The organism is Achromobacter sp. 01N37 (assembly GCF_056399725.1).
The window spans coordinates 357,674-382,560 of sequence record NZ_JBFTRX010000001.1; the positions used below are offsets into that span (position 1 = coordinate 357,674).

Annotated in this window: 24 protein-coding genes; 17 read left to right on the forward strand and 7 right to left on the reverse strand. The window is 63.6% G+C overall.

Annotated features, from left to right (window positions below; translation table 11 throughout):
* Positions 1 to 2 precede the first annotated feature (2 nt).
* The gene (locus tag AC1DSJ_RS01605) at positions 3 to 596 is read right to left on the reverse strand and encodes a BPSL1445 family SYLF domain-containing lipoprotein (protein WP_441370840.1); all 594 of its coding nucleotides are present in this window, start codon (positions 594 to 596) and stop codon (positions 3 to 5) included.
* A 106-nt stretch (positions 597 to 702) separates the two neighbouring features.
* On the opposite strand from AC1DSJ_RS01605, the gene AC1DSJ_RS01610 reads away from it, so the two are divergent.
* The gene (locus tag AC1DSJ_RS01610; RefSeq protein WP_156336745.1) at positions 703 to 1,023 is read left to right on the forward strand and encodes a hypothetical protein; all 321 of its coding nucleotides are present in this window, start codon (positions 703 to 705) and stop codon (positions 1,021 to 1,023) included.
* Positions 1,024 to 1,148: 125 nt separating this feature from the next.
* Here AC1DSJ_RS01610 and AC1DSJ_RS01615 read toward each other — a convergent pair whose 3' ends face one another.
* Entirely contained in the window at positions 1,149 to 2,207 is a 1,059-nt protein-coding gene (locus AC1DSJ_RS01615; RefSeq protein WP_441370841.1) for a Bug family tripartite tricarboxylate transporter substrate binding protein, read from the reverse strand.
* A gap of 75 nt (positions 2,208 to 2,282) precedes the next feature.
* Positions 2,283 to 3,512: a CaiB/BaiF CoA transferase family protein gene (locus tag AC1DSJ_RS01620; RefSeq protein WP_427947442.1), complete on the reverse strand. Its 1,230-nt coding sequence runs from the start codon at positions 3,510 to 3,512 to the stop codon at positions 2,283 to 2,285.
* 269 nt (positions 3,513 to 3,781) lie between these two features.
* On the opposite strand from AC1DSJ_RS01620, the gene AC1DSJ_RS01625 reads away from it, so the two are divergent.
* The 16 genes from AC1DSJ_RS01625 to AC1DSJ_RS01700 all read left to right on the forward strand — a co-directional run bounded on the left by AC1DSJ_RS01625 (position 3,782) and on the right by AC1DSJ_RS01700 (position 19,080).
* Entirely contained in the window at positions 3,782 to 4,897 is a 1,116-nt protein-coding gene (locus AC1DSJ_RS01625; protein ID WP_245636382.1) for an ABC transporter substrate-binding protein, read from the forward strand.
* A 10-nt stretch (positions 4,898 to 4,907) separates the two neighbouring features.
* Positions 4,908 to 5,750, forward strand: coding sequence for an HTD2 family dehydratase (locus AC1DSJ_RS01630; protein WP_441370842.1), 843 nt, complete (start codon positions 4,908 to 4,910; stop codon positions 5,748 to 5,750).
* 47 nt (positions 5,751 to 5,797) lie between these two features.
* Positions 5,798 to 6,541 (forward strand): SDR family NAD(P)-dependent oxidoreductase, encoded by a 744-nt coding sequence (locus tag AC1DSJ_RS01635; protein ID WP_342065824.1) that lies wholly within the window; start codon positions 5,798 to 5,800, stop codon positions 6,539 to 6,541.
* Positions 6,542 to 6,556: 15 nt separating this feature from the next.
* Positions 6,557 to 7,528 (forward strand): NAD(P)-dependent oxidoreductase, encoded by a 972-nt coding sequence (locus tag AC1DSJ_RS01640; RefSeq protein WP_441370843.1) that lies wholly within the window; start codon positions 6,557 to 6,559, stop codon positions 7,526 to 7,528.
* Positions 7,521 to 8,399 (forward strand): branched-chain amino acid ABC transporter permease, encoded by an 879-nt coding sequence (locus tag AC1DSJ_RS01645; protein ID WP_054425348.1) that lies wholly within the window; start codon positions 7,521 to 7,523, stop codon positions 8,397 to 8,399. The genes AC1DSJ_RS01640 and AC1DSJ_RS01645 overlap by 8 nt, the downstream gene beginning before the upstream one ends.
* Positions 8,392 to 9,390: a branched-chain amino acid ABC transporter permease gene (locus AC1DSJ_RS01650; protein WP_245636383.1), complete on the forward strand. Its 999-nt coding sequence runs from the start codon at positions 8,392 to 8,394 to the stop codon at positions 9,388 to 9,390. The genes AC1DSJ_RS01645 and AC1DSJ_RS01650 overlap by 8 nt, the downstream gene beginning before the upstream one ends.
* Positions 9,387 to 10,178, forward strand: coding sequence for an ABC transporter ATP-binding protein (locus AC1DSJ_RS01655; protein WP_054425352.1), 792 nt, complete (start codon positions 9,387 to 9,389; stop codon positions 10,176 to 10,178). Before AC1DSJ_RS01650 ends, AC1DSJ_RS01655 begins: the two co-directional genes overlap by 4 nt.
* Entirely contained in the window at positions 10,171 to 10,941 is a 771-nt protein-coding gene (locus tag AC1DSJ_RS01660) for an ABC transporter ATP-binding protein (protein ID WP_441370844.1), read from the forward strand. Before AC1DSJ_RS01655 ends, AC1DSJ_RS01660 begins: the two co-directional genes overlap by 8 nt.
* Before the next feature lie 15 nt (positions 10,942 to 10,956).
* Entirely contained in the window at positions 10,957 to 11,895 is a 939-nt protein-coding gene (locus AC1DSJ_RS01665; RefSeq protein WP_441370845.1) for an SMP-30/gluconolactonase/LRE family protein, read from the forward strand.
* Between the two features lie 5 nt (positions 11,896 to 11,900).
* Entirely contained in the window at positions 11,901 to 13,037 is a 1,137-nt protein-coding gene (locus tag AC1DSJ_RS01670) for a Bug family tripartite tricarboxylate transporter substrate binding protein (RefSeq protein ID WP_441370846.1), read from the forward strand.
* Between the two features lie 104 nt (positions 13,038 to 13,141).
* Positions 13,142 to 14,344, forward strand: coding sequence for an FAS1-like dehydratase domain-containing protein (locus AC1DSJ_RS01675; RefSeq protein ID WP_054425359.1), 1,203 nt, complete (start codon positions 13,142 to 13,144; stop codon positions 14,342 to 14,344).
* Between the two features lie 35 nt (positions 14,345 to 14,379).
* The gene (locus AC1DSJ_RS01680) at positions 14,380 to 15,546 is read left to right on the forward strand and encodes a CaiB/BaiF CoA transferase family protein (protein WP_441370847.1); all 1,167 of its coding nucleotides are present in this window, start codon (positions 14,380 to 14,382) and stop codon (positions 15,544 to 15,546) included.
* The gene (locus AC1DSJ_RS01685) at positions 15,543 to 16,772 is read left to right on the forward strand and encodes a CaiB/BaiF CoA transferase family protein (protein WP_441370848.1); all 1,230 of its coding nucleotides are present in this window, start codon (positions 15,543 to 15,545) and stop codon (positions 16,770 to 16,772) included. The genes AC1DSJ_RS01680 and AC1DSJ_RS01685 overlap by 4 nt, the downstream gene beginning before the upstream one ends.
* Positions 16,773 to 16,922: 150 nt before the next feature.
* On the forward strand, positions 16,923 to 17,504 hold the full coding sequence (locus AC1DSJ_RS01690) for a cysteine hydrolase family protein (protein ID WP_342065817.1): 582 nt from the start codon (positions 16,923 to 16,925) through the stop codon (positions 17,502 to 17,504).
* A gap of 7 nt (positions 17,505 to 17,511) precedes the next feature.
* Positions 17,512 to 18,324 carry an HpcH/HpaI aldolase/citrate lyase family protein gene (locus AC1DSJ_RS01695; RefSeq protein ID WP_441370849.1) on the forward strand — a complete coding sequence of 271 codons (813 nt, stop codon included), beginning with the start codon at positions 17,512 to 17,514 and terminating at the stop codon, positions 18,322 to 18,324.
* A gap of 108 nt (positions 18,325 to 18,432) precedes the next feature.
* Positions 18,433 to 19,080 (forward strand): GntR family transcriptional regulator, encoded by a 648-nt coding sequence (locus tag AC1DSJ_RS01700; protein WP_054425367.1) that lies wholly within the window; start codon positions 18,433 to 18,435, stop codon positions 19,078 to 19,080.
* Positions 19,081 to 19,116: 36 nt separating this feature from the next.
* On the opposite strand, the gene AC1DSJ_RS01705 is transcribed toward AC1DSJ_RS01700, so the two are convergent.
* The 4 genes from AC1DSJ_RS01705 to AC1DSJ_RS01720 form a co-directional block, all read right to left on the reverse strand.
* Positions 19,117 to 19,887, reverse strand: a complete 771-nt coding sequence (locus AC1DSJ_RS01705) for a DUF6708 domain-containing protein (protein ID WP_441370850.1) — start codon at positions 19,885 to 19,887, stop codon at positions 19,117 to 19,119.
* A gap of 154 nt (positions 19,888 to 20,041) precedes the next feature.
* Positions 20,042 to 20,665: a DUF6708 domain-containing protein gene (locus AC1DSJ_RS01710; protein ID WP_441370851.1), complete on the reverse strand. Its 624-nt coding sequence runs from the start codon at positions 20,663 to 20,665 to the stop codon at positions 20,042 to 20,044.
* A gap of 136 nt (positions 20,666 to 20,801) precedes the next feature.
* Entirely contained in the window at positions 20,802 to 21,527 is a 726-nt protein-coding gene (locus AC1DSJ_RS01715) for a DUF6708 domain-containing protein (protein WP_441370852.1), read from the reverse strand.
* Positions 21,528 to 21,717: 190 nt separating this feature from the next.
* Positions 21,718 to 24,885 (reverse strand): T6SS effector BTH_I2691 family protein, encoded by a 3,168-nt coding sequence (locus AC1DSJ_RS01720; protein ID WP_441370853.1) that lies wholly within the window; start codon positions 24,883 to 24,885, stop codon positions 21,718 to 21,720.
* Positions 24,886 to 24,887 lie beyond the last annotated feature (2 nt).

Here is a 24,887-nt window from a genome sequence, read left to right on the forward strand (position 1 = left end):
GGCTACAGCACCAGCGGCGAGATCTTGTTGCCGTCGATCGACACACCCGCCATCAACCCACTGTTGTTCATGACGAAGCTCACGATGGGTTGTTGAACGGAGTTGGAATCGATGGCGCCGTTGGCGCCGACTGTTGCAACGGCCACGGTGGCGTCGGCGCCGATCGTCCAACCGCTGCTGGCGCGGAACTTGGCCAATGCTTCATCCGTCATGAACAACAACACCATGGCCTTGGACTGGGCGCCCGCCTGAAAGCCGATGGAGCCCCCCGAGATGCTGTAGTAGCTGGTGTCTTGGCCATTCACCCGCAGTACGCCAGACCCGGATTGGCCACCCACGATGAAGCTGGCGCTGAGCACTGACGGAAACACCAGCACGCCGCGCGCGCGTTGAACCAACTGCTTGGACTGGGGAGAGGCTTCGTAAAGCCGGGTCAAGGTGGCGTTGGTGGCGGCGTTAATTTCCTGGCGCTTTTCAGCTTGAGTGGCCGTCGATTTGGACCCACTCGTCGTGCAACCGGCGAACAGCACGCTCGACACGCCCAACGCTACTGCCGCCAGAGTGGTCCTACGCCATGTTGAAGGGATCTTGTTCATAAGCGTTTCCTTTTGGATGCAGACGGATCTTTTGGATGGGTCATGCCCGGGCGGCACGCCCTGCAAAGCAGATTACTCTCGTTGGCGCGCATTGGCGCAACCTTCTTTGCGCATCTGGGAAAAAATCTGGTGGCGTGAGGCGGTTTACTATCGCGCCATGTTCTTGTTCATCTTGTTCTGGATCGTGCTGGCCCTGGTGGTGGGCGTATTGGCAGTCGGCCGGGGGCGCAAGGGATTTGGCTGGACGATACTGGCCTGCCTGATCAGCCCGCCGCTTGCCGCTGCGTTTTTGTTCGCCATTGCCGACCGGTCGCCCCACGCCCGCGAGCCGGTTCCCCCGACGCATCTGGTCTGCCTGCACTGCGACGGGCGCATCTTGCGCGATGCTCGCGTGTGCCGGCATTGCGGAGCCGATGTCGCCGCATGACAGGCTGACCGCCTGACTACAGGACGGGCAAATCGCCGGACCGCCGGAGCGCCGGACCGCCAAAGCGCCAAACCGCCAGAGCGCCAAACCGCCAGAGCGCCAAACCGCCCCACGGACGCTCCCGCCTACTCGAGCTTGATGTTCGCCTTGCGCGCCACCTCGCGCCAGCGTTGCAGATCCGTGCGCAATTCCGCCGTGAACTGGGCGGGCGAATCCAGTACCGGTTCCACCCCGCGCGACACCAGCGCTTGGCGCGCGTCGGGCGTGCTCAAACCCTTGCGCAACGCGTCGTAGAGGCGGTTTGTCAGCTCGGCGCTTAGATTGGGCGGGGCCAGCACGCCAAACCAGGTGGTGGTCTGGAACCCCGGCACGCCGGCCTCTTGCACGGTCGGAATATCGGTTGCGGTGCCGGAGCGCACGGCGCTGGTCACGGCCAGCGCCCGCACCTGACCGCTTTGAATCAAGGGCAGCGACGAAGGCAGGGTGTCGAAATAGGCATCGACGCGTCCGCCGATGAGATCGGTCATGACCTGGCTGCTGCCTTTGTAAGGCACATGCTGGAAGTTTGATACGCCGGACGATTGCACGAACAGCTCGGCGGCCATGTGGGTGATGTTGCCGATGCCGGCGGAGCCATACGGAATGGGCGTCTTGCTGGCCTTGGCGTAGCGCAGGAATTCATCCAGCGTTTTGACGGGCAGCTTGGGGTTCACGACCAGCACCAGCGGGGTGTAGCCCACTTCGGTGATGGGCGTGAAATCGCGTTGCGGGTCATACGGCAGCTTGGGCGATAGCGCAGGGCTGATGGATTGCGACGCCGTCACGCCCAGCAGCAGCGTGTAGCCATCGGCGGGCGCGCGCGCCACTTCAGCGGCAGCGATGATGCCATTGGCGCCCGCCTTGTTATCGACCACGACGCTGGCGTTCAGCGCTTCGCCCAGCCGTTGCGCGACCTGACGCGCCACGAAATCCGCACCGCCGCCCGGCGGAAATCCCACGATCAGCCGGATCGGTTTGTCGGGGTATCCCGCCGCAGAGCCGGCCAAGGCCGACGCCGGCGCCGCGCAAAGCACGGCCGCACCCATCACGGTCACGCCCATCATTGCCGCAGACGTCATTGCTGCAGACGTCATTGCCCCAGTCATGGCCTTGATCAGGCCCGACATCATGTTGAGCTGTTTCACTTGCAGTCTCCTTGATTTATTGTCGGGCGATCTGTGCGCCCTTGTTTTGGTATTTGTGCCTGAACAACTGGTGTTTTATGCCTGCCGCCGTACCGGCGCCCACGCAAAATCGCCCGAACGAATCGCGGATACTGCGCCGCTTTCCATCAAGGCCTCGCATTCATCCGGCGACAAGCCTGCCGCCTGCAATACGTCCAGCGTGTGCTCTCCCAAATCAGGCGGGGGCAGCGTCTGCACCCCGTCATCACTCGCATGCAAACGCGGAAACTCCGGCACATCGAACGCCAGATCGCGATAGCGCACGCTGCGCAGCGTGCCTGCCTGCCGCGCCTGTTCGGCATCCAGCACGCGTTCCAGCGGCAACACTTCCGTGCAGCCCACCCCCGCCGCTTTCAAGCGTGCAACCAGGTCGTCAAAGCGATGCGCGCCCACCGCTGCCTTGACGATTTCCTCCACCTGTTCGCGCGCCTTCTTCCGGTCTTTCAACGACGCAAGCGACGCATCGGCCGCCTGTGGCAGATCCAATGCCTGGCAGAACTTCAGCCAGTGTGCGTCCGTCAGCATCAACAGGTACATCCAGCGTTCGTCCGAGGTCAGGTACGCACCATACCCCGGCATGCTGAATTCCCCATGCGGTTCGCGTTCGGGGCGGCCCAGCAGTTGCGTCTTCAGTTGCACGCCGACGAGGTCGCGTGACGCCACGTGCAAACCGGTTTCATACAAGCCGATTTCGACGTGTCCGCCATCTGTAGCGGTCTGGGGTTGCAGCAAAGACGCCAGGATGCCAATGACGGCATACGCGCCCGCAAACTGGTCGTGATACGACGGCCCCAAGCGGCTGGGGCGGCCATTGATGCGGTTGGCTTCCATGACGCCGGTGGAGGCTTCGGCCACGGGGTTCGAGGCCAGATCGTCGGCCTGCGGGCCGTCGGCGTAGCCGCGGATGTGGCAGTAGATCAGCCGGGGGTTGACGGCCTGGCAGTCGGCGCGCGTCAGCTTCAGTTTGCGCGCCGCCTTGGGCGCCAGGTTATGAACCAGCGCGTCGGCCGTTTCCAGCATCTTCAGGAACGCGGCATGGCCGTCGGGGTGGGCCAGGTCGATGCACACGCTTTTCTTGCCGTGGCTGTACGCAATGAACGTGCCGCTGGGGCCGCCGCGCACCAGGCTGCGGGTGGGGTCGCCGCGCGGGGGTTCCACCTTGATTACCTCGGCGCCCAGCTGCGCCAGGATGTGCGAGGCAAAGGGCGCGGCCAGCATGGTGCCCAGTTCAATGACCTTGCGGCCGGAAAGTGGTGCGTTCGGCATGATGTCTCCTGGCTGTTTTCTTAAAAGAATGCATTCTATATGGGTAAGGATTGCGCAGAGATAGTCTTTTCCCTAGGGAAAGCCCGTATTTTGCGCGTCAGTTAAAAATATAGAATGCATTCTTAGTCGCGCATCAGACAGCGGCCGTCGAAGAACAACCAGGAGACATCACCGTGCTCAGAAGGACATTTCTTTCCGGCTGTGCCGCGGCAGCCTCGATCTCGCTTCCAGGCTGGGCGCGCGCGCAATCCGTTTCTCCAGGCATCGACGTGGCCAGCAAGACGGTCACCGTTGGCGCGTTCACGCCCATCACCGGCCCGGTGCCGTTCTATGCCATTCTTTCGCGCGCCGCCGACGCCTGCTTCAAGTGGGTGAATGAAACCGACGCGCTAAAGGGCTGGAAGATCAAGTCCGTCAGCTACGACGATGGCTACGAGCCGGCGCGCAGCGTGGCCGTAACCCGCCGCCTGGTGGAAGAGAACAAGATCTTCGCCTTGGCCGCGCCCGTTGGTACCGCGCAATCCGTGGCGGTGATTCCCTACGCCAAGGAAGTGGGCCTGCCGATGATCGGGCCGATTGGCGGCGCGACGGCGCTGTTCGCCGAACGGCTCGTGTTCCCGCTGTTGCCGGACTACGGCTGGTCTGCCGCATCCAACCTGGACTACGCGTTTGGCGGGCTGAACGCCAGCCGCGTCGCGCTGCTCTGGGAAAACGACGAACTGGGCCGGTCCGCCAAGCGCGGCTTTGACCTGCTGATGGCGGCCAACAAGAAGCAGCCGGCGGAATCAATTCCGTTTGAAGTGCGCAGCACCGATTTCACGCCGCATATCCGCCGCATCGCCAACGCCAAGGCAGACGTCGTGATCCTGTTCGGGTCCAACGCGAATCTGGCCGCCGCCTTGAAAACCGCCGACCGCCTGGGCTTTCAGGGCAAGTGGATGGCGCCGTTCTTCACGGCCGACCCCACCACCTACAAATTGGCCGGCCCCTTGCTGGATGGCGCGTACTTTTCATCGTGGCTGATGCCCGTGGATGCCGACGACGCCAACATCAAGGCGTATCGCGACACGGTGGCCAAGCTCTATCCCAATGACCCCATCGGCGTGTTCGGCCTGAATGGCTGGAGCAACGCGGCCTTGTTCGTCAAGGGCTTCCAGATGCTGTTGGCCAGCGGCAAGCCGCTGACGCGCGCGAATTTGGTCGACGTGATGGAAACCATGACCAACGAAACCGTAGGCGGCGCGCGCCAGGTCACGTTCAAGGCGGGCGACCATCGCGGCGCGCGCCAGGAAGGAATCATTCAGGCGGTGTCCGGCGGCGGCTTCAAGCTGGTGCGGGACTTCAAACCCTATCCCGCCGACGTGTTCGACGCAAAACTAGCCTAGGAGTCAGGGCGTGACCAATACCTACGACGAATGGATCGGCCGCGAAGAATCGCGCACGCAGCACATCGACGCGACGGCGGTTGCGGCCATGGCGGCCACGCTGGACCGGGACGCTGCGCCCGCCGCGGGCGAGCCGCTGCCGCCGGGCTGGCAGTGGCTGTTCTTCAATCCGGTGGCGCGCCGTAGCGGCTTGGGTACGGACGGGCATCCGCAGCGCGGCGGTTTTCTGCCGCCGATTGAGTTGCCGCGCCGCATGTGGGCGGGCAGCCGGGTGCGCTATCTGGCGGACGTGAAGATTGGCGCTGACGCTACGCGCCGCAGCCGCATCCTGAAAGTCGAGAACAAGGTCGGCAAGCGCGGATCGCTGTGGTTTGTGACCGTGCAACACACCACGCGGTGCGATGGCGCGGACTGCATCATTGAAGAGCAAGACATCGTCTACCGCGAGGCCACGCCGCCCGGCGCGGCAGCGGCAAGCCCGCCTGAGCCCTATGCCGGCCAGGCGCGGTGGGGCCGTGAGGTGCAACCCGACACGACGCTGCTGTTCCGCTATTCGGCGTTGACGTTCAACGGCCACCGCATTCACTACGACCATGCCTATGCGCGCAACGAAGAGGGCTATCCCGATCTGGTGGTGCATGGCCCGCTGACCGCCACGCTGTTGCAGCAGCTGGCGCTGGACCATGGCGAAGGCCGGGCGCTGGCCAGCTTTGAGTTCCGCGGCGTCAGCCCCTTGTTTGTGTCGCGCCCGTTCCGCCTGGAAGGGCATACGAATGAAGACGGATCGCTTGCGCTGTGGGCGCGCGGACCGGACGGAGAATTGGCGATGTCCGCCACCGCGACGCTGCGCTGACCGCGAGCGCGCACCCCAAGAAAAAAACGATCAGGAGACAAGAAAAGATGGCACAGCATTTGAGCGGCCCAGCAAGTCTTGAAGGCCAGGTTGCGTTGATTACGGGCGGCGCGGGCGCCATGGGGCAGGCGATATCGAAGGCGTTCCGGCAAGCGGGCGCGCGCGTCATCGCAACCGACCGCGTCGAGCAGCAAGAGATAGGCGGCGGCATTGATTACCGGCGCTACGACGTGACCTCGCGCGCCGAAACGGATCAGGTCATCGACAAGATCATCGAGGACTACGGCCGCGTCGACATCCTGGTGCTGTGCGCCGGCATCATCGCCCGCACGCCGCTTGCCGAGAGCACCGACGATGAGTGGGACGCCGTGATGTCCGTCAACGTGCGCGGCGTGGTGAACCCGGCGCGCAAACTGTTTCCGCTGATGTGCAAGCAGGGCTTTGGCAAGATTCTGGCGGCGGGCTCCATTGCGGCCAAGAACGGCGGCGTGGCGTCGGGGCCGGCCTATGTGGCGTCCAAGGCGGCCGTGCACGGCATGATGCGCTGGATTGCCAAGGCCGGCGCGCCCCATGGCGTGTACGCCAACACGCTGGCGCCCGGGCCGGTCGAGACCGCCATGTGGGCCAGCGTCACGGGCGGCGGCGCGCCGTCGGCCAACGGCACCGTGCCGCTGGGCCGCTACGGCAACCCGGATGACATTGCGCAGGCGGCGCTGTTTCTGTGTTCGCCGGCTTCCAACTGGATCACAGGCACGTCGCTGGATATCAGCGGCGGCATGTGGATGGACTGAAGCCAGGAGCGCGCCATGACAGCAGACAAGCACCCCGTGATCGGCTTTATCGGACTAGGCGTGATGGGTGGCCCGATGTGCCGCAACATCGCGCTGAAGCATCCGGCGGACGTGATCGCGTTTGACATGAACGCCGACGCATTCCGCTTATTGGACGGCACCAAAGCGCGCCGTGCCGCGTCCGTTGCTGACGTAGCGGCGCAGGCGGACGTGGTGTTCCTGTCGTTACCGGGCGGGCCGCAGGTTGAGCAAGTGTGCGTGGCGCCCGGCGGCCTGACTGATGGGGCGCGCCGGCCCGCCGTGATTGTCGACCTGAGCACCACCACCGTGGCGTCGGCCCGTGGCGTGGCCGAACAGCTTGCCGCGCGCGGCGTCGCCTTTGTGGATGCGCCGGTGGCGCGCACCCGCGAAGCGGCCCAGCGTGGCGAGCTCAGCATCATGGTGGGCGCAGACGAAACGCTGTACCCACGCATTGAACCGCTGCTGCGCTACATCGGCTCGGACGTGACGCGTTGCGGCGACGTGGGCTGCGGCCAGGTGGTCAAGCTGATCAACAACGCGCTGGTGTTCGAGAACACCGTGGCGCTGGCTGAAATGATGGTGCTGGGCGAACGCGCCGGCGTGCAGCCCGATGTGCTGCTGGACGCCGTGTCCAAGGGGTCGGGCGACAGCTTCGTGCTGCGCAATCACGGCCGCAAGGCCATGCTGCCGCGCCAGTTTCCCGACAAGTCCTTTCCCCCGGAATACGTGTTGAAAGACTTGAGCTACGTGCTGGAACTGGCCGCGCAAAGCGAGCTGACGGCGCATGTGGCCGAGCTGGCCCGGCGGTATTACGCGGCCGCCGCCAGCGGCGGTTTCTCGGGACGGTATTTCCCATCGGTGATCGAACTGATCGACCGGGGCGACGGGCCGGCGGCAGCGGAATCTGAACCCGGCCAGTCCGCTCAACCCGGTGCGTCAACGCAAAGGAGCCGGGCTCATGGATGACCTGATCGGCCTGATCTGGGCGGGCGTTGTCAGCGGTTGCCTGTATGCCATGGGCGCCATCGGCATTGTGCTGATCTACAAAAGCTCCAACGTCGTGAACTTCGCGCACGGCAATCTGGCGGGGCTGGCCGCGTTTCTGGTGTTCGGCTTCACGGCAGGCCTGTTCGCCAACATGGCCTGGGGCGCGGCGGTGCTGCTGACGCTGGCCATCATGGTGGCGGTAATGGCGGTCAGCTACTTTCTGATTGCGCCGCTGGTGTTCAAGTCGGACCTGACCAGCACCATCGCCACGCTGGGCGTGGGGCTGATCGCCCAGGGCGCCACCCAGCTGCTGTTCGGGTCGAACGTGGTGTCGCTGGACTTGCCGCTGCCCAAGTGGCGTGGCGAGATGGGGCCGGTGATCGTCACCGCGTATGACCTGGCCGTGCTGGGCACGACGGCGGTGGCGATTGGCCTGCTGTATCTGCTGATCGAACGCACCCGCATCGGCATCGCGTTTCGGGCGGTGTCGGCCAACCCCTTCGCCAGCCGCGTTTGCGGATTGAATCTGCGCCGCGTGCATTTGTTTTCGTGGGTGGTGGCGGGCCTGCTCGGGCTGGTGGCGTCGCTGCTGATTGTGCCCACCACCTTTCTGTCTTCGACCAGCGTGTCGTCCTTCATGCTGCAAGCGTTTGCGGCGGCGGTGGTGGGCGGGTTCAACAGCCTGCCGGGCGCGGTGCTGGGCGGCATTTTCATCGGCGTGATCATGAACCTGCTGTCGTTCTACGTCGCCGCCGAATTCAACAACAGCTATCTGCTGCTGACGATTCTGCTGGTGCTCAATGTCTTCCCCAAGGGCGTGCTGGCCATACGCGGAGGTGCCCGTGTCTAGTGTGATGCTATCCACCAATGCGTTGCCTGCGTCCGCCGCGCAGGGCCGTGCCGCCGCGTCGCCGTTCAAGCGCTGGTCTGCGGGTATCGGCGTAGCGGGTCTGCTGGCGCTGATGCTCCTGCCGATGGCGGCGGGCGGCTACTGGACTTACACGCTGGGGCTGTGCTTTGCCAACGCCATTGCCATCATGTCGGTGAGCTTTCTGGTGCGCTATGCGGGCGAGGTCTCGATCGGCCACGGCGTCTTCGTTGCCGCGGGGGCGTACACCGTCGCCTTGATGGAAAAGTACGTAGGCGTGTCGCTGCTGGCCAGCTTGCCGGTGGCGGCGCTTGCCGGCGCCGTGTTGGGCATGGCCTTCGCCTTCCCGTCGCGCTTTCTGTCGGGCATTTATCTGGCGGTGGCCACGATGGCGCTGGCCTTGGCCTTGCCCGAAGTGCTGCTGCATTTTTCGTCGGTATCGGGCGGCTATGAAGGCCTGTACGTGAAGCTGGACGCGCTGCCCGGGCTGGCCAAGGAAACCCAGCGCTACTACCTGCCGCTGGCCGGGCTGGTGGCGGTGGCGCTGCTGCTGCGCCATTTCCGCCGCTCGCGTCAGGCGATGGCCTTGCTGCTGATCCGCACGTCGCCGCATGCGGCCGAATCGTTCGGCGTGCGCCGCAGCTGGGCGCGGCTGTCGTGCATGGCCTTGAGCGGCGCCATTGCCGCCATCGCGGGCGCCATGCTGTCGTTCAGTTCATCCACCGTGTCGCCCAACAGCTTTACGTTGTGGACGTCGATCTTCCTGCTGGTGGGTTCCGTGGTCAGCCTGTATTCGCTGTCGATTCTGGGCAGCTTGCTGGGCGGCCTGTTCCTGACGCTGATGCCCTTGTTGTTGGCGGGGGCGGGTGACTGGGTGCCCATTCTGTACGGGTCGGCGCTGCTGATCGTGGTGCTGGGCTTCAATGCGCTGCCGGCTTCGCTGCGCGCCCGTTTGCACGGAGGCAATCCATGACGACGGCGCTCGCTATGCCTGACACGGATGCCCTGGTGGTTGACGACCTGTCGCTGTCGTTCGGCGGCATCCAGGTGCTGCAACACATCGGGCTGCATCTGAAGGCCGGTGAAATCACGGGCTTGATCGGCCCCAACGGCGCAGGCAAAACCAGTTTCTTCAATTGCCTGACGGGCTTGTATTCGCCGCAGCAGGGCAGCATCCAGTTTGGCGGCCGCCGTCTGGAAGGGATGCCGCCCACGGGCCGCGCCGCGCTGGGCTTTTCGCGCAGCTTTCAGCATGTGGCCTTGTGCCCGGAACTGACCGTGGCCGAGAACGTGATGGTGGGGCTGGACCGGCAGTCGTCGGCCGGTTGGTTCGACGCCTTTTTGCCACTGCCGCGGGGCAAAGCGGAACGCGCGCTCAACCGGCAACGCGCCTTGACCGCGCTGGAACGGCTGGGCGTGGCCGAGGTGGCTGACGAATTTCCGTCGCAACTGCCGCCCGGCGTACTGCGCCTGACCGAGATCGCGCGCGCCATTGCGGGCAACCCCCGGGTGCTGTTGCTGGATGAACCGGCCGCGGGCTTGAATTCCATCGAGACCGCCGATTTGTCGTCCGCCTTGTTGCGGCTGCGCGCGCCCGACCTGGTGCTGGTGGTGGTCGAACACGACATGGACTTGATCATGGAAGTTTGCGACACCATTCATGTGCTGAACGTGGGCCGCCTGCTGGCCTCGGGCGGCCCGGAACAGATTCGGCTGAACCCGGAAGTGGTGCGCGTCTATCTGGGAGACGAAGATGAATGACGCATCGCCGCGCTTGCTGGAGGTCGAGGGCTTGACGGTGCGCTATGGCGCGGGGCCGGTCGTGCACGGCATCGGCCTGTCGGTCGCCGCCGCGACCGTGGTGGCGTTGCTGGGCGCCAATGGCGCGGGCAAGTCGAGCACGCTGCGCGCCATTGCTGGGCTGGAACCGGCGCAAGGCCGTATCCGGCTGGACGGGGAAGACATCTCCGGGCTGTCGGCCGCGCAGCGCTTTCGCCGGGGCATTGTGTACGTGCCGGAAGGTCGCGCCATCGTGACGGACCTGACCGTGGCGGAAAACCTGGTGCTGGGCTCGTACTTTGTGGATGCCCGCACGCGAGCGCGCCGCGAACAGATGGTGATGGATTTCTTCCCCGAGATTGCCGGGCGCCGGAATGCGCCGGCCGGTCTGCTCAGTGGCGGTGAACAGCAGATGCTGGCGATCGGGCGGGGGCTGATGTCCGCGCCGCGCCTGCTGTTGCTGGATGAACCGTCGCTGGGCTTGGCGCCCTTGCTGGTGTCGCGAGTGTACGAACGGCTGGCGGTGATTCAACGTGAACAGCAATTGGCGGCGCTGTTGGTCGAACAGAGTTTTCATGTGGCGGCCAAGTTGGCGGCGCACGCGTGGGTGCTGCGCCACGGCCATATCGTGGGTGAGCTCGATAAACAGGCGCTGCGCAGCCGCGAAGGCCGGCAGCAAGCCATCGACGCGTACTTGGGCGCGCGCCAGACCGCGCAAGCGCCGTCTTCCGCCATTCACGCATAGAAAAGGAACCTGGGCATGAAGCAACTGAAGCTGCAAGGTGAAGTCTTGGCAAGCGGGCTGGAATTTCCCGAAGGCCCCGTGGCGATGCCCGACGGCAGTGTGCTGGTCGTGGAGATTGCAGGCGGACGCCTGACCCGTGTGCTGCCCAATGGCGAACTGCGCAACGTAGCGGACCTGGGCGGTGGCCCCAACGGCGCGGCGCTGGGGCCCGACGGCCATTGCTACGTCTGCAACAACGGCGGCTTCAGCTGGCGCACCGACGCGGGCTTCACGCGGCCCACTGGCCCGGCAGACGGCTACGACGGCGGCTGCATCCAGCGCGTGGATGTCGCCACCGGCGCCGTGCAGACGCTATACACCCACTGCGACGGCGTGCCGCTGCACGGCCCGAACGACATCGTCTTCGATGCGCACGGCGGCTTCTGGTTCACGGACTTCGGCAAGACGTTCGAAGACAAGATATTGCGCGGCGCGCTGTACTACGCCCGCACGGACGGCAGCGCCATCCGCCGCGCGGCGCATCCGGTGCTGACGCCCAATGGCGTGGGCTTGTCGCCCGATGGTTCGCGGCTCTATGTGTCTGAAACGGAGACCAGCCGACTGTGGTCGTACCCGATCCCGCGTCCTGCGTCTGCGCCCGGTGAATTGCAGTTGGCGGCGTGGCCGTCGCCCAACGGCGGGCAATTGGTGCACGGCTTGCCCGGCTATCAACGCTTTGATTCCTTGGCGGTGGAGGCGGGCGGCAACATCTGCGTGGCCACCTTGGTGCGCGGCGGCATCAGCGTGTTTTCACCCGAGGGCGAGCTCATTGAATTCCACGAAGCGCCCGAAGGCTATTGCACCAACCTCTGCTTTGGCGGCAGTGACCGCCGCACGGCATACATCACGCTGTCGGGCTACGGGCAGTTGTTCGCGGCGCTCTGGCCGCGTGCGGGCTTGGCGCTGAACGGGTGATCATCATGACGCTGCCTACGAATGACACGCTGACGATTTCCCGCCCGGGCTCGATGCCCGCCTGGCGCTCGGGGTTACGAATGGGGTTGCGCGCGGGGTTGCCCATCGGACTGCGCACGGGGTTGCGTATGGGGTCGCGTTTGGGGTTGCGTTTGGGGTTGCGTATGGGGTTAAGGGTGGCTTGGTCCGGCATCAGCGCCGCCATCGCCATCTGCATCGGCACCATGCCGCAAGCCCAGGCCGCCAGCTGGCCCGACAAACCCGTGCGCATCATCGTGCCGTATGCGGCCGGGCAGGGCGCCGACTTACTTGCGCGTCTGGTGTCGCAGGAATTGGCCAAGCGTTTGAATCAGCCCATCGTGATCGAAAACCGCGCCGGCGCAGGCGGCAATATCGGTTCCTCTGCCGCCGCCCGTACCGCTAATGACGGCTACACCTTTCTTTTCGGCACCAACGCCACCAATGCTGCGAACGAATTCCTGTACGCCAGCCAAGGCTACGACGCCACCGCTGATTTTTCAGGCGTGGCGATGATCGGCTTGTTGCCGATGGTGATCGTCACGTCCGCGGCCGACCTGCCCGCCAACAGCGTGGGCGAATTGGTCAAGCGGGCGCGCGCCCGGCCGGACACGCTGAACGTCGGGCTGCCCAGCACGACGGCGCAAGTGGTGTTCGCGGAATTCGTGAAGTCGGCGCAGGCGCCGTTGTTCGCCGTGAAGTACAAGGCGTCGGGCCAATCGTTGACCGACACCATGGGCGGGCAGATTCCGCTGATGATCGACACCGTGACCGCCGCGCGGCCCTACCTGACCAGCGGCAAGTTGCGCGCCGTGGGCATTACGTCATTGAAGGCCAGCGACATGCTGCCCGGCGTGCTGCCCGTGTCGGAGCAGGGCGTGCCGGGCTTTGACGTCGTGGCCTGGGACGCCTTGTTTGCGCCCCGCGGCACGCCGCCGCAGATCATTCAACAAATGAGCGAGCACGTGCGCCACGTGCTTGAGCAACCCGAGACGCGCCGCAAGATGCTGGACATCGGCGTGGAACCGCTCGTGATGGGGCCGGCGCAACTGGATGCATTCGTGAAAGACGAGCGCCAGAAGTGGGGCGCCATCATCCAGGCGGCAGGCATCCGTATCGAATAGACAGTTTGGAATTACCCCCGCGATCAACGCGTTTTTTTACGTTCTCAAAGAATGCATTCTGCATTCTCTTTATAGGTAGAGGAGTCGCAACCGTGAGCAATGTCATGAATCTTCCCCAAGCCGATGTCGGCAACGCACCCGCCGAAGGCCGTATCACCGACGAAGCCGTCGCCGCCGCGCGCGCCATGATCGGCTTGCACCTGCGTCCCGAAGGGCCGTACCTGCAAGACGCCACCGCGGACACGCTGCGCAATTGGTGCAATGGCATTGGCGACTTGAACCCGTTGTACCGCGATGCTGGCTACGCCTCGGGCACGCGTTACGGCACGCTGCTGGGCCATCCCATGTTCCCGATGGCGTTTGGCTGGCTGGGCCGCACCCGCTGGGGCCTGCCGGGCGTGCACGGCTTTTATGCCGGCAACGATTGGGAGCTGTTCCGCCACGTGCGTCCGGGCGACCGCATTACCGCCATCGAACGCGTGGTGGGCGTGGAAGAAAAAGAGAGCAAGTTCTCGGGCCGCCTGGTGTTGCAGTACGTGGAAGCCAGCTACTACAACCAGCGCGGTGAGCTCGTTGCGCGCGCGCTGGGCACGTGCACGCGCCACGAACGCAAGGCTGCGCGCGATACCGGCAAGTACAAGGAAATCGTGCAGCACGAATACGCCGATCAGGAACGCGACCGCATCGACCAGATGGTGCTGGACGAGCCGAAGAACATCCGTGGCGCCAACGTGCGCTATTGGGAAGAGGTACAGGAAGGCGAAGAGCTGCCGACGATTGCGCGCGGCCCCTTGTCGCTGATGGACACGATGGGCTTTCTGGTGGGTTGCGGACGCGGCCATACGCACGGCGTGGTGCTGCAAGCGGCGGTCAAACATCCCGGCCACTTCTTCCGCAACCCGGAGGCGGGCGGCGGCGTGGAATACACCGGCATCGGCCACCACCGCGAATCGGTCGCCAAGGAAGTGGGCGTGCCAGGCACGTATGACTACGGCCCGCAGCGTTCGTCGTGGATGTGCTCGCTGGTGACCAACTGGATGGGCGACGCGGGCGTCATCAAGCGCGTGCGTACCGAAATGCGGCGCTTCAACATCATGGGCGACACCACGTTCTGCAAAGGCAAAGTCCTGCGCAAGTACGTGAAAGACAACACGGGGCTGGTCGACATCGAACTGGCCGCCGAAAACCAGCGCGGTGAACTGACCACGCCGGGGATCGCCACCGTGGCCTTGCCCTCGCGGGACGTGCGCCTGCCGGCCTTCCTGGATGGGTCGGGCGTGGACCTTGAACTGCCCGTTACCCGCTGACCGGCCCGCGGCCGCAACCTTGCGAGACAGCCCCTATGCAGTCCAACGATACGCAACAAACCGCCATGCTGCCCTTGTCCGGCTGCCGTGTGCTGGAGCGCTCGAACACGGTCGCGGCCGCCTACGCCGGACGAATGCTGGCCGTCATGGGCGCGCAGGTCGTCATGCTGGAGCCGCCTGGCGGCTCGCGGCTGCGGCGCGCGCCGCCGTTGATTGGCGACAGCGATGAAAGCGCGCTGTTCGCCTATCTGGCGGTGGGCAAGCGCAGCCTGGAAGCTGACCTGACATCGCCCGACGGCCGCGCCTTGCTAGTGCGCGAGCTGGCGGACGCAGACATCCTGATCGACGACACGCCCGTGCGCCAGCGCGAGGCGCAGGGCTTGTCGCCCGCGCAGATCGCCCGCGACTGGCCCGCGCTGGTCCACGTCAGCGTCCTGCCTTTCGGGGCGACGGGGCCCAAAGCGGATTGGGATGGCGAAGAGGTCAATCTGCTGCACGCGGGCGGTGAAGGGTTCCTGCTGCCCAACGGCTTGTCGCACGAGCTGTTCCCTGACCGGCCGCCCTTGAAAATCTATGGCCACTTTGGCGGGTACCAAGGCGGGGCGATGGCGGCGCTTTGCGCGCTGTCCGCCTGGTGGGCCGCCCCATCCGGCGGCGGACAATACGTGGACGTGTCGGTGCAAGACGCTGTGCTGTCCGTCGGCGCGTTCGCTTTGCAACGGCTGGGCGACGGGTCGCTGGAACACCGCAGCAGCCGCCGCTTCCGCTATGGCGGCGTGTTCGAAGCGCAGGATGGCTTCATTGAATTACTGACGCTGGAAGACCGCCAGTGGCGGTCGCTGGTAGACCTGCTGGGCCAACCGGCCTGGGCGGCCGACCCGGGTTTGCGCGACCCCCTGGAACGCAGCCGCCGGGGCGATGAAATCAACGGCCATATCCGTGAGTGGATGGCCCGCCACACAGTTGAAGACATCGTCCAGCGCGCACAGGAATTAGGCGTGCCTGCCGCCAAATACCGCTTGCCCGCTGAAGTGGTCCAAGGGGAACAAGAGCGCGCACGCGGCCTCTTCGCACCCGCCGTGCTGGCCAGTGGCCGCGAGGCGCAGATTCTGGTCGCGCCGTTTCAGTTCCGCTGTACCCCGTTGCCGCGCGCGGGCGCCGTGCCCGCCTTGAACGAGATGGCACAGGAGGCCACCGCATGAGCCAGGCTCTGGCACGTTCCCCGCAGACTGATCCGCTGCGTGCGCCGCTTGCCGGCGTGCGCATCGCGGACTTCACCATTCATGCAGCAGGCCCGTTCTGCACGCACCTGCTGTCCCAACTGGGCGCCGAGTGCATCAAGATTGAAAGCGCCACCCGGCCCGACGCGTTTCGTAAACCGCACGCGGTCTATGGCCGCATGTCGGCCGCAACGTTTGATCAGGTGTCGGCCAACAAGCTGTCGGTGCGCCTGAACCTGAAACAGCCCGAAGCCGTGACTTTGGCCAAGCGCATCGTCGCGCTGTCAGAGGTGGCTGCCGAGAGCTTTCGCCCCGGCGTCATGGCACGCTTGGGCTTGAGCTTCGATGCGCTGCGCGAGGCCAAGCCGGATCTTGTCCTGCTGTCCTTGTCATCCTGCGGCCAAAGCGGCCCCGACTCACACTTCGCCGGCTACGCGCCGCTCTTTGGCGCCTGGGGCGGGCTGGGCTGGATGAGCGGTTACAGCGACGGCCCCCCCGTTGAAATGCGGCACGTCATGGACCACGCCGCAGGCGTGCACGCGGCGCTTGCGACCTTGGCGGCATTGAACCAGCGCCGCCGCACGGGTCAGGCGCAGCACGTCGACCTGGCGGCGCGCGAAGTGGCGTCCGCCATGATCGGCGACGCACTCGTGCTGGCCAGCCTGGGCATCACACCCGAACGCCCGGGCAACGCCGACCTGGCCATGGCGCCACACGGCGTCTACCCCACCGCGCAGCCCGACCGGTGGCTGACCTTGGCGGTACGTGACGACACCGAATGGCGCGCGCTGGCGCACACCTTGGGCCAAGGTGAGGGTGGCGAACGCTACGCCACAGCAGCCCTGCGCCGCGAACACCGTGCCAATCTGGACCAAGACTTGACCCAATGGTTGAAGACGTGCGACGCCGAAGTCACGGCGCAGCGCTTGCAACAGGCGGGGGTGTGCGCACACGTGTCGTGGACGATGCAGGACGTAGCGTCAGACCCCCATCTGCAAGCGCGCGGCGCGGTCACGCCGGTGCAGGCGCCCGACATCGCGCCGCGGCTGGCCGTGGGTGCGCCTGCGCGTTTCAGCGGGTCGGACCAGGTGGGCATCCGGCGCTTGACGCCCGCCTTGGGCCAGGACGAGGATTATGTCTTCGGGCAGCTACTGGGCCTGAGCACAGCGCAACGCGCCGACCTCGAAGCGCGCGAGGTGATCCTGTGAGGTTCGCAAGGCATCCTGTGAAGCCCCCGACGTCATCCTGTGATGGCCCCGGCGTCATCGTGTGATGGCCCCGACGTCATCCTGTGATGGCCTCACGCACTGCCAGGCGCAATCGGACAACCCAACCCCCATCACGCAAAGGAATCCCTGATGAAAGACGCGATCTATCTGGTGCTGGACATGGAAAATGATCTGGTCCACGCCGACGGCCCCAACGGCCGCGCCGCCTACGGCGAACAAGTGCGCAGCCGAGGCATTCTCGAACACACGCGGCGCGCGCTGGACAAGGCCCGCGCCGCCGGCTTGCACATCGGCTTCGTGCGCGTGGGCTTTTCGCCCGACTACCGCGAATGCCCGCCCAGTTCGCCGATCTTCTCGGGCGCGCGCAAGAACGGCATCTTCAAGCTGGGCGAGTGGGGCACGCAGGTGCATCCCGATCTGGGGCAACAACCCGGCGACTTCGACATCATCAAACACCGCGTCAGCCCGTTCTACAGCACCAGCCTGGAATCCATCCTGCGCGCCAACGGCATCAAGCGAATCTATTGCTCGGGCATCTCGACCAACGCCGTCGTGCAAGCCACCGTGCGCGATGGCCACGACCGCGACTACGACATGATCGTGCTGGAAGACTGCTGCTGCGGGCTCACCACCGAAGAGCACGACAACGCGATCAAAAGCCTGCAACGCTTCTGCCGCATCACCAATTCCCAAGACGTCGTTTTTGAATGAGCCGCCCATGAATCCGCTTGCCCGCAGCCTGTTGTTCGTTCCCGGAGACCGCCCCGACCGCTACGCCCGCGCCGTAGCCAGCGGGGCGCACGTGGTCATCCTGGACCTGGAAGACGCCGTGGCGCCCGCCGCCAAAGCGCAGGCGAGGGCGGACGTCGCGGCCTGGCTCGCCCAGGGCGGCCACGGCATCGTCCGCATCAATGCTGCCGACACCGAGTGGTATCAGGAGGACGTGCGAGCGCTGCAAGGGGCGCCCGGCGCGGCCGTCATGCTGCCCAAGGCCGACGCCGCCACCGTGGCGCAGACCGTGCAAGCCTTGCCCGGCCGCCCGATCATCGCCTTGCTGGAAACCGTGCGCGGCTACATGGACCTGCACAAGATGGCGCGTCTGCCGGGCGTGGCGCGCATCGCCTTTGGCAGCGTGGACTTCGCTGTTGACAGCGGCATCGCCGACGAAGGCGACGCCATGACCGCCATCCGCACCGAGATCGTCCTGGCATGCCGTCACGCCGGTTTGGCCGCGCCCATCGATGGCGTCAGCCTGGAATTCAACGACCCGGAACAGATGCAGGCGGACGCCCGCCGCGCGCGGCAACTAGGATTCGGCGGCAAACTCTGCATCCACCCCCGCCAAGTCGGCGCCGTCAACGCTGCTTTTCTGCCCACCGCCGACGAGCAAGACTGGGCACGCCGCGTGCTGGCCGCCTTTGACGCCAGCCACGGCGCGGCCACCGCGCTGGACGGAAAAATGATCGACAAGCCGGTCGTCGAACGCGCCCGCCGCATCGCCGCCGAATCCCGGGGTGCCGCCATGGCTTAACGGTTAGAATCAGGCCCACAGGGGCTTCGCGGCCTGTAATCAGGGTTTGACCCAAGGGGGTTTAACCCAAGGTTTAACCGGCAAGTCCGGGCCAATCAGGCTTAATAAATGGAATACCGAACGAAAGAGGAACAAGTCGCGGATTATTTGCGAGAGCGAATCATCTCGGGCGTGTTTCCGCGCGGGTCGCGCTTGAAGCAGGCAGAGATTGCCGAGCAACTGAAGTTAAGCATCACACCCGTTCGCGAAGCGCTCAAGCTGCTGGAAGCCGAAGGCTACATCAGCGGCGACTCCTACCGCGGCGCGCGCGTCGTGCCCTTCGACGCCGGCGCGTCGGCCGAAATATTGCAACTACGCCTGCTGCTGGAATCGCAACTGGTCCGCGCCGCCATCGAACGCATCACCACCCAAGACATCACCGAACTGCGCGTGCTGGCCAACGACTTCGCCAAGTCCTTCGAAACCGGCGACCGCGCCACCGCACGCGGCATCAACTACCGCTTCCACCGCCAGCTCTACGACATCGCGCAGCTGCCCCAGACCCTGCACTTCGTGCAGATCCTGTGGGCGCGCTACCCGTTCGACTTGATCAACTCGGCGTCGGGCCGGGGGCAGGACGCGGTAAGAGAGCACGAAGAGATCTTGCAAGCGTTCGCGTCAGGCGACGCGTCGGCTGCGATGCTGGCGATGCGAAAGCATATCGAGTCGGGATGGACGGTGTTGAAGTCGTTGAGCGGGGCGGGGGAGTCGGATTAGGTGGGGCAGCTGTGCTTTGCTTTCCGAGTCTGGACGCTAGCCCGCACTGCGTGATTCAGCGTCCATTTCGGCTGGCCATTGCACTTTGGGGGCTAGCCGAAGCGCCAGGTTGTAGCGCGAGACTGCATTGGGGTCACGGGACGTTTTGACTTGCGGTAGCGCATCGGGGCCTAGCTGCATGTACGTGCGGACGTAATCCCACAAGCTGCCTTCGTCCTCGCCCACACTGAGTGGGAATCGATCAATGACTAGATTCGTCCCGGGCTTGACGACAGCGATGGAAATCCCCCAACTGATGATCAACCCTCCGTGAGGGGTGAATCCGCGCTGCCGCCAGAGCTCTGCTCGTAAGTCCTCCCATTGGTAAGTGTTGGTGGTGACGTGCCAACGGGTGGGGAAGCGGAACCAGCTTTCGTTGAATCCGTACGTATAGACTTTGCGCAGAGCCCTGTTAAATCGGATGGGGCAGTCTCTGGGGGGCAGCACAGCAGAGCAGATAAGAAAAATCGGCAAGATAAGGCAAAAGCCCACGGCCAAAATTTGAACAACGATCATGAGAGGGTCGAATCCAAAGAAGCTGGCAGGGATCAGGATTCCGAACGACCAAATTAGGTAGATAACGCTTGCGATGGTTTGGAATACAGCCAAAAGTAATGCCGCGCCTCGATGTGGCGACACGCACCGCGATAGCTCCAGAAACAAATCGCTCTGCTGATTGATAGGTGGAATGATGTCGGTGAATTTAACGATTCTGCTGGTTGGAGCCGGGAGATCGGCCTGCCATCCGGCACATGGCCGGTCCAACATTGGCGATGACCTTGCCATAGATATCCTCGTCAGATTGGCTTTGTAATTTTGGTTTCAGCCGGACCTTCTCCGCTAGAGTCCGCCGCGTGTTTAGTCTTGTGTGGCAGTAGCTTTCCGAGAACTACAGGGGCACCTTCTCGGGGCTGGGGAGGGCTTAGGGTCCGCTACGTGACTCCAAGTCCATCGCAGCCGGCCATACGACTTTTGGCGCGAACCGAAGCGCAAGATTCAATGGCGGCACTTTGTTGGGGTCATTGAATTCTTCTACCGGTGGCAATGCTTGTGGGCCTAGTTGCATGTAGGCGCGAACGAAATCCCATGAACTGCCCTCGTCTTGCCCGACACTCAACGGGAACCGGGCGATGACTTCATTGGTGCCGGGTTTGACGACGGCGATGGAGACGCCCCAGGTAATGATTAGGCCGCCTTGCGGGGTAAAGCCACGCTGCCGCCAGACCTCGGCTCGCAGGTCGTCCCAGTTGTAGGTGTTGGTAGTGACATACCAGCGGGCAAAGGGGTTCCACCATATAAGGTGAAAGCCGTACACATAGACCTTGCGGCGAAGACGGTTGAAGCGGATGGGTTCATCGCGGGGGATGGCCGTGTCTATGCGAATGCAAAAAAAAGTCACGAACCCAATAAGAAATAGAGGACCGACTTCATTTGCGGTGTTCGCAAGCCCCATTCTCCAAAGCTCAATTGGGTTGGCGATGTCGAGCAGGAGAAGCAGTGATGCGCCTATTCCGAATATTGATTGAAACAGCAGTAGGCCGCGCATCTTTGACGATCGGCGAGAAATCTCCACGTAAGCGTCATTGCATGCGTTTATTACCGGCCTAAGTTCCCCTCCAATTTCACTCAAGATCGGACAAGTAGGCGCGGCTAAATGTCGCTGCCACCCGGGATGTTGCTTGCTAAGGGGTGGGCTTTTCGTTCGCATCATTTTTCCGGCCCCTGGGCATGATTTGCGGGTTGTCGGCATTGATCTCAGGCCCACTACGCGACTCGCGGTCGATTGCTGTTGGCCAATCAACTTTGGGAGCGAGCCGAAGCGCCAAGTTCATGGGAGACACCGCGTTGGGATCATTGAACGCTTCAACCGGCGGCAAGGCATTGCGTCCTGCCTGCATATAGGTGCGCACGTAATCCCAGGAGCCGCCTTCATCGTGGCCCACGCTCAGCGGAAAACGCTCAATGACTTCGTTCGTTCCGGGTTTGACGACGGCGATGGAGACGCCCCACGTGATGAGCAGCCCGCCTTGCGGGGTGGCGCCACGTTGCCGCCAGAGCTCAGCACGCAGGTCTTCCCAGTTGTAGGTGTGGGTGGTGACGTACCAGCGGGCGAAGGGGTTCCACTTGCTGAAGTGGAAGCTATAGACGTAGACCTTGCGGCGAAGACGATTGAAGCGGATGGGTTCGTCGCGCGGGATTGAAATGTCTACGCGGATAAACAATGCGGTTAGCCAAAGTATCCCTGTATAGGTCGGAATGGCCAGAAAGAGAAAGACGATATCTAGCTCGCCAATCGTAAACATCGGTGCAGTGAATATGAGGGTGGCGACGAAAATCGGAACAATGAGAAGCAAGAGCCCCCGCATATTGTTATGGCGGCGACTAATCTCCAAATAGGTGTCATTCATCGCGTTGATAGCTGGTGGGACATCAAATCCGAGAGCGGGAGGGTCGGTGGTGGGATGGCTTAAATCGCGCGCCCATCCTCGATATGGGGGAATAAGACTAGGTCTGCGGGGGAGGGGGCTTTTGTTGTTGGACGACAATTTGTGCCTTTAGGAAATAGATCGACTGCGTTCTGGAATGATCAGAGCGCGTTTAACGGGATGCGACGGTTGTGATTTCCGCATACCCCTCTTTGTCCTGAATATTCGGCCAGTACTTAATATGTAGTGTCGCGGACTCAATATCTGCTTCTGCGATATCCAGCAGGAGGCATCCGGCGATGACTGGCCGCTCACTCGTCGGGCGCTGACTCGCAGCAGAGTCAATGCAAAAGCCGGGGCGCTTCAGGCTGGCGGATACCGTCTCAATGGCTAGAGCGTTGTGCTGCTCGGCGATGACGATTTGTTCGGGCAAGTAGCTTTGCAGTGCAACAGACATGGCATAGCCCGAATGCTCCGGCCACCAACTTGGAAGCTCGACGCTGTATTCAAGCGTGGTCCCCCACTGCATGCCCGCACCATCAATTGCCGTGAGAGCCAGCCGGGGTCGAAAATAAAAGTCGAAGTCCACCACGAGCCCCAGTAGCGCGGCGTTCAGCGCCCCGATTGCGACATCCGTGTCGGCACTAGCCTCACCGCTTCTGGCGATGCCTATCGAGCTATTGGCGTGTACAGGAACGCTCGGCAGGGTCTTTGCGGTATTCCACCAAATAGGTGGCGCTTCGTCATGTTTTCCAAAATAGGAGCGGCGAGCCCATTGCTCGATCAAGGTTGACTGTTTTTTCTTGGCGTATTCAGAGGTCGTATAGGCAAGCAGACCTAACGCGATGGCCCAACCGAGGGGGCCTAGAAGCGACCCCAAGCCGAAATATGCGACATATACCGCTATACCGGCTGAAGCGATCGAAAGGCTCATAGCTACGTAGTGGTAATTTCTTGCCGTCGCATCGCCTTGTCTTCCTGTCCGGCTCGCAGCAAATCCACTTTGCACCCCCTCCACCATCCCCGCCAGCGCGCTCGTTACTCCCCCATACCGAATTAACCCCTTTCCAAGCACCAACGCGTTCAACGCTCGCGCCTCCGGCAGGCCGGCTTTCTGAAGCGCCGAGGCCATGCCCTTGATCCCCACTCCCGTCAGTTCAATCCCCACTCCCAATACCCCAACCGCACTCGCCGCAACGCCAGCAACCGCCTCCGGATACTTCGCTCCGATCGTCTGCTCCAGCTCCTTCAAGCTGCGCTCCAGCCCGTCCTGCTGAAAAAATAGCGCCCCCATCGACAGCACCAGATCCAAGCTGGCCAATCCCCGTAACCCCACAAACGCCTGATGGCCGCGCAGTTTCGCTTCCGCCGCTGTGGCGCGCAGCTCTCCCGCAATCGCGCGCGCCTGCGGCTCCAAACTCTCTATTCCAACGACGATCCTGCGCCAGCCGCCATCCACCGTGGCGCCTGCACCTGCGGCCATCGCAGCAAGCTTGTTCTTCAACCCCCCAGCCGTATCCGAAACCCAGAACGACGCTTTGAATATCTGCTTCTGCGCTGGCCCAGGCAGCGCGATCATTCCGCTGAAGATCATCGCGCGCACTTTCTTGCTGGCCTGTTGCGCGGCCTTATCGAACTCTTCGCGCATCTGCTGTGTCAGCAATTGCTGGTATTCACCCAGCGTCAGCTCAATTTCGACCCGGATCAGCTGCATCTGGCTGCTTAACAATAGGGCGACCTGGTGCAGAGAGGTCACGACTGGCCGGAGCTGTTCCTTTACCTGCGCTTCCAGGCCGTTGAAGGCGTTGTTCAACGCGCCCTGCAACAGGCCGATGGCTTCCGACACGGACGCGCGAAGGTATATCTGGCCTTCTGCCGAACCCAGCACGTCTTTTGCCGCCGCATAGAGCTTGCCGGAATCATTCGCCTGAAACCCCTGCGTGAAACTCGGCTTCAGCCCGGCGAGCAGGCTGTCGTTCTTGGCCAGCATGGCTTTGTATAGAACGCTGTCCGGGTTCTCGAGCAGCGCTTGCCATAGTTTTTGCGTGGGGCCTAGTTCGGTGGAATCGTTCGCCACGGGCGCTTCGCTCGGCCCGCCATCCAGGCAAGCCGCCACCATCTTCGTGAAGCTGGCAGCGGAATACGAATCTGCGGCCGAGTAGTCGTGTTCAGCAATGCGCTGCCAGCTGTCAGAATGCAGCCACTCGGCATAGCGCTTGCCCACCGTATCAATCAGCGCTTGCCGGCGTTGCCATTCCTTGTCGTGCTCTTGTTGAAACCGCAAGCGCAGCGGTTCGTTGTAGCGTTGTTCAAGACGCTCGTGATATTCGGTGGTGATGCGCCGGGCGACGATCTCGGTTTCGCGCGCGACGTCTACGGGCGGCAAGTGTGTACGCGTACCCAGCACCGGATGATCGTTGTGCTGCTTGCGATATTCGGTTTCTTTTTCTACCTCGATCTGCGCTTCCGCCTGCGCCCAGGATTTCTCAAGCGCCTTGATTTGCAGCAGCGCGGCCGACGTGAACAACAGGTACTGGCGTTCGGCATTGCCGGCCCAGGCCAGGCGATCTTGAATCAGAATCTGGCGTTGCTGGTTCAGTTCCAGCACGGTGCCTACCGGATCGGGCAACACCAGGACGGGCACGCCTTGCGGGAGCGCGTGCGCGCGGGCGGCGTTATCGACGTAGTCATTCAGCGGCACGATGCGGTTCGTCCGCAGGTGCAGGCCATGCCGGCTGCCGAAGTCGCGCGCGTCGTAGCGATATTCCCAGACTTGGTCCGTCAGATAACCATCCGCGTACGTCAGCCCGTGGCCCAGCGTATTGGGCGTGTCGCGCAACGCGGCCAGATCCACTTTCAAGAAACGCGAGGAGGGTGCGCGTTGCGACTTGTAGGCGTCCAGCACGGGCGCCGGCCAACGGTCGTGCGAGAACTCGATCCACGCTTGTTTGTGCTGCTTCGTATCAACGTGGATGAACGATGCGCGAATGTCGTGGCCTTCGGAGGTGCAAGCCTTGGACAGCGGCTTGGCCGGCCCCTTGGGCATGCCGTAGGGATCGTATTGCCGCAGATGGCCTTGCGCATTGACCTGATAGGCGTGCCAGATTTCCTGATCCAGCAGCACATACACATAGCCTTCTCGCAGCATGCGATGCCGGTCTGGCTGGACGTCGATGTGATGGCGGTCGCGATCGGGGTTGAAGTCGGCTGATGGAGGCAACGGCGCTTGACGCAGCAACAGCACGGGCATGCCGCCTCGCTCACAAGTGCGGCAAGCGCCCGCCGGCACCGAGGACGTTTCGCGAACGGCCAGCCTGATCTGATTGGCAAAGGAACCCATCG